At 55.9% G+C, this 3,008-nt stretch carries 3 protein-coding genes and 1 tRNA gene; 1 reads left to right on the forward strand and 3 read right to left on the reverse strand.

The features are described 5' to 3' along the window. The first annotated feature begins 79 nt into the window (after positions 1–79). A tRNA-Asp gene (locus tag ACE1BR_RS23135) sits at positions 80–156 on the forward strand. A 184-nt stretch (positions 157–340) separates the two neighbouring features. Here the strand turns inward: ACE1BR_RS23135 and ACE1BR_RS23140 are convergent. From ACE1BR_RS23140 to ACE1BR_RS23150, 3 genes are all read right to left on the reverse strand, one after another. Further along, positions 341–1,522 carry a J domain-containing protein gene (locus ACE1BR_RS23140; protein WP_374874425.1) on the reverse strand — a complete coding sequence of 394 codons (1,182 nt, stop codon included), beginning with the start codon at positions 1,520–1,522 and terminating at the stop codon, positions 341–343. A 124-nt stretch (positions 1,523–1,646) separates the two neighbouring features. Then, on the reverse strand, positions 1,647–2,306 hold the full coding sequence (locus tag ACE1BR_RS23145; protein WP_374874427.1) for a UPF0149 family protein: 660 nt from the start codon (positions 2,304–2,306) through the stop codon (positions 1,647–1,649). Between the two features lie 172 nt (positions 2,307–2,478). Further along, positions 2,479–2,679, reverse strand: a complete 201-nt coding sequence (locus ACE1BR_RS23150) for a nucleotidyltransferase domain-containing protein (protein ID WP_374874428.1) — start codon at positions 2,677–2,679, stop codon at positions 2,479–2,481. Between the last annotated feature and the right edge of the window lie 329 nt (positions 2,680–3,008).

The following is a 3,008-nucleotide window of genomic DNA, read 5'->3' on the forward strand; positions in this document are numbered from 1 at the left end:
GTGCACATCACGACGTTGGCCGAGAGGATGACACCTCGTTGAAACGGCAGACAATTTAGCAAAAAGCTAACCAGACAGCGGAGCGGTAGTTCAGTCGGTTAGAATACCGGCCTGTCACGCCGGGGGTCGCGGGTTCGAGTCCCGTCCGCTCCGCCACTATATAAGCCCAAGCAATTGAATTGCTTGGGCTTTTTTCTTATCTGAAATTTGGGTATGCCACGCAGTGTGCCACAGAGCCTTGGCTGCCTTTCTCCTCTATCGCATTGCTTTGGACGGGTCATCGTCATTGCTCCTTTTCGTTTAACCAAAGCAAGAGAGGGCAAATGGCCCTCTTTTGCTACTATCGAAAGAACATCTCATCAAAGCTCGGAGCGTCATCCCATATCGCGTGCTGACGCTCGTTCCAGCGCTCGGCCAGATAGGGCTTGAGGGTCTGCAGGGAGGTGATGCTCGCAAGCTGCGCGTGCAGCTGTTTGATATCGCGCTGCAGAGAGTGCTGGTGCTCCTCGAATGCGAGATCGGTCTGCTTCTTCGAGCGCTGTTTGAACTTGTGCAAGACCGCGCCCCGGACCCCTTCGACGTGACCGTAATAACGAACTTCCAGCTCACGTTGCTTCTGTTTGAGTGCCGGATTAATGGCCGCCAGATTTTTCTCACTCAGCAGGTTGTCTGCCTCGGGCAGATGGGTGTGTGCCAGGTGCAGTAGGGTAAACATATCCCGCTTCTCCCACGCCTGGATCAGCTCTCCTATGACGCGGGTCTTCTCTTCTCGCTGTACCGGGTCTTGCTCCCGGTCGGGATGCAGCGTCATCGCCAGCTTGCGATAGAGTTGTTTGAGGCTTGAGTTGTCGAGCAGTTGCTCTACCCTGGCGAGCTCATCCGGATGGGCCTGCCAGTGCTCGAAGGTCTCGTCACTGGCAAAGGGGTCATCGGCATAGCCAGGCTCCTCCTTGTTCCACCCATGTTCATCGACGCCCCTCTTTTGGGCCTGGGTTTGCATATAGTCGCGCAGCTTTTCGGGATTTCTGACCATCTCGCGCAGCAGCTCGATATCGTCGGGGCTCTCGCCGAACGCCTCTTGCAACATGTCGGTGATAAAGTCGCAGCTTACATCGAGCTGAGCGTCATCGAGCTGGCTGACGCTGCCCGATTGCACCGCCATATAGAGTGACTCCAGATCCAGCTCCCCGCGAAACGGATTGGATTCAAGATATCCCATCAATTCATCAATCCAGCCATGGAGTATCTCGCGTTGCCACTGGGTAAAACTCTTGCGGGCGGTGAAACCGGCCAGCCGCTGGCAAAGCTGAAAGATCAGCGCGCACTGCTCACGCTCCAGGGGCTCAATGTCGCTGACAAAGCGTTGATAGATGTCCGCCCCCTCCTGCTCTTGTTTGGCCAGCTTGGCCTGCAGTTTCTCGATAGCCTTCCACTGGCGATGAAAATAGGCAAGGGCCGGGCTCTCGTGGTGCGGCTCAACTGCTTTGCGCTTGGCCGAGGTTTTGCTCTTGGTCAGTGACATTGGGGCTCCAGGTGAATAGTCTGAGATCCAACAACCCGCATTGGTCGTTGCCGTGGGCAGATTAGCAGAGTGGGGGCAGGGACTACTCCCTGGCTTTCCCCTCTCTTGCTATCTGTTTTGTTGGTCAGTGCAAACAACACTGCTTGAACTTTTTGCCGCTGCCGCTGCCGCTGCCGCAGGGGCACAGGGCGTTACGGTCAATCTCGGCTGATGCCATTACTGGTTGAGCGTGGGGCGGGTGCTCGCTACGCTGCACCAGAAAGTAGGCATGCAGGGTAAGAGCGGCAGTGCATACCCGAGACCCTTGATCGCAGTCCAGAGCCTCCCGCTCTCTTGGCATCTCCTCTATCACTTCACAGATCATGGCCAGTGCAGCTGCTTGCGGCCCTGGCAACCTGGGCCAGGGGGATAGCGCTATTCCCCTCAGATAGCCAAGACACCACTCATGGTACAATACCACCCACTCATCATCATGTTGAAACGGTGGGGCAATCGGAAAATAGTCATCAGGCGCATAGGTTAGCGTGGTGGTGATGTCGTCGTAATGGCGCATCACCCGATCGATAAAGCGTTTCTGCTCGGTTTGGTCCTGCCATTGAGGTTGATCCTGCTCCTCGCCCCAAATCGCGGGAAGCCACGCGCTCGGCGCAATGAGGTCCGGGCCTGAGGCGATCGCAGTTAAAAAGCCATCGAGCATCGACATGGAGATAATACTGTGGTCACTACCATAGCGCGCCAGCAGCGCTTCCAGTTCGTTATCACTCTGGCTCTCAAGCGGTGGCATCATGCTCCTCTGTCAGCGTGGTGTGCTTTATCGTTATCTTAGCGCGATGACATGTGTTCGTTCCTGTTCATCCCATGGACCAATGGCATCATGCTGCCCACTATTGGCCTCAACGCTGTCGGGGATGGAGCCGGTCTACTCGAAAGAGTAAGCCGCTTTCCTCTCGCGCGTCTCATGAGTGCCGAAAGCGCGGGGTTTTGGTCCGGCGGCTAAAAATAACGAGATCCAGGTCCGAATGGGGGCGGGAAGTGCCTTTGACCCGTGAACCGAACGCCCAGACAGATACGTGAGGGAGATAACAGTCAATCAGGTCGGTTAACTCCGTCAACTGGGCTGGGCTCAGATCGACTCTGGTGGTTATTCCCATGTGCATCCGCTCATGGTTTGGTACAAGGCAATCGCATCAGTCATGAAGTCCGGTACCAGCGCTAACACAAGGCCGCTTTGTCACCCTCGTAGTCGTGGGCGGCGCCAATCCACGCATCGCCATTGTGCTACAGGAGAGACAAACAGCACGTTTTGCCGTCTATCTATCGGTCACTACCTGCTGTCCGGTCGGGGTTTGTTGTCACGTTGTCGGTTCGTTGAGCTACTGGCATACCCCACCGGCTCACCGTGACTTTTGTGCTAACCAATGGAATGACATGGGTCAATGTTGTCGCACTCATCGCTGTGGCTGGGACTGAGGTATCCTGATTTTCA

Source organism: Aeromonas sp. MdU4 (assembly GCF_041929505.1).
Lineage (GTDB): Bacteria > Pseudomonadota > Gammaproteobacteria > Enterobacterales > Aeromonadaceae > Aeromonas.

Excerpts from the sequence above, each read along its gene's own strand:
- ACE1BR_RS23140 (WP_374874425.1), bottom strand. The coding sequence starts at position 1,522 with ATGTCACTGACCAAGAGCAAAACCTCGGCCAAGCGCAAAGCAGTTGAG.
- ACE1BR_RS23145 (WP_374874427.1), bottom strand. The coding sequence starts at position 2,306 with ATGCCACCGCTTGAGAGCCAGAGTGATAACGAACTGGAAGCGCTGCTG.
- ACE1BR_RS23150 (WP_374874428.1), bottom strand. The coding sequence starts at position 2,679 with ATGCACATGGGAATAACCACCAGAGTCGATCTGAGCCCAGCCCAGTTG.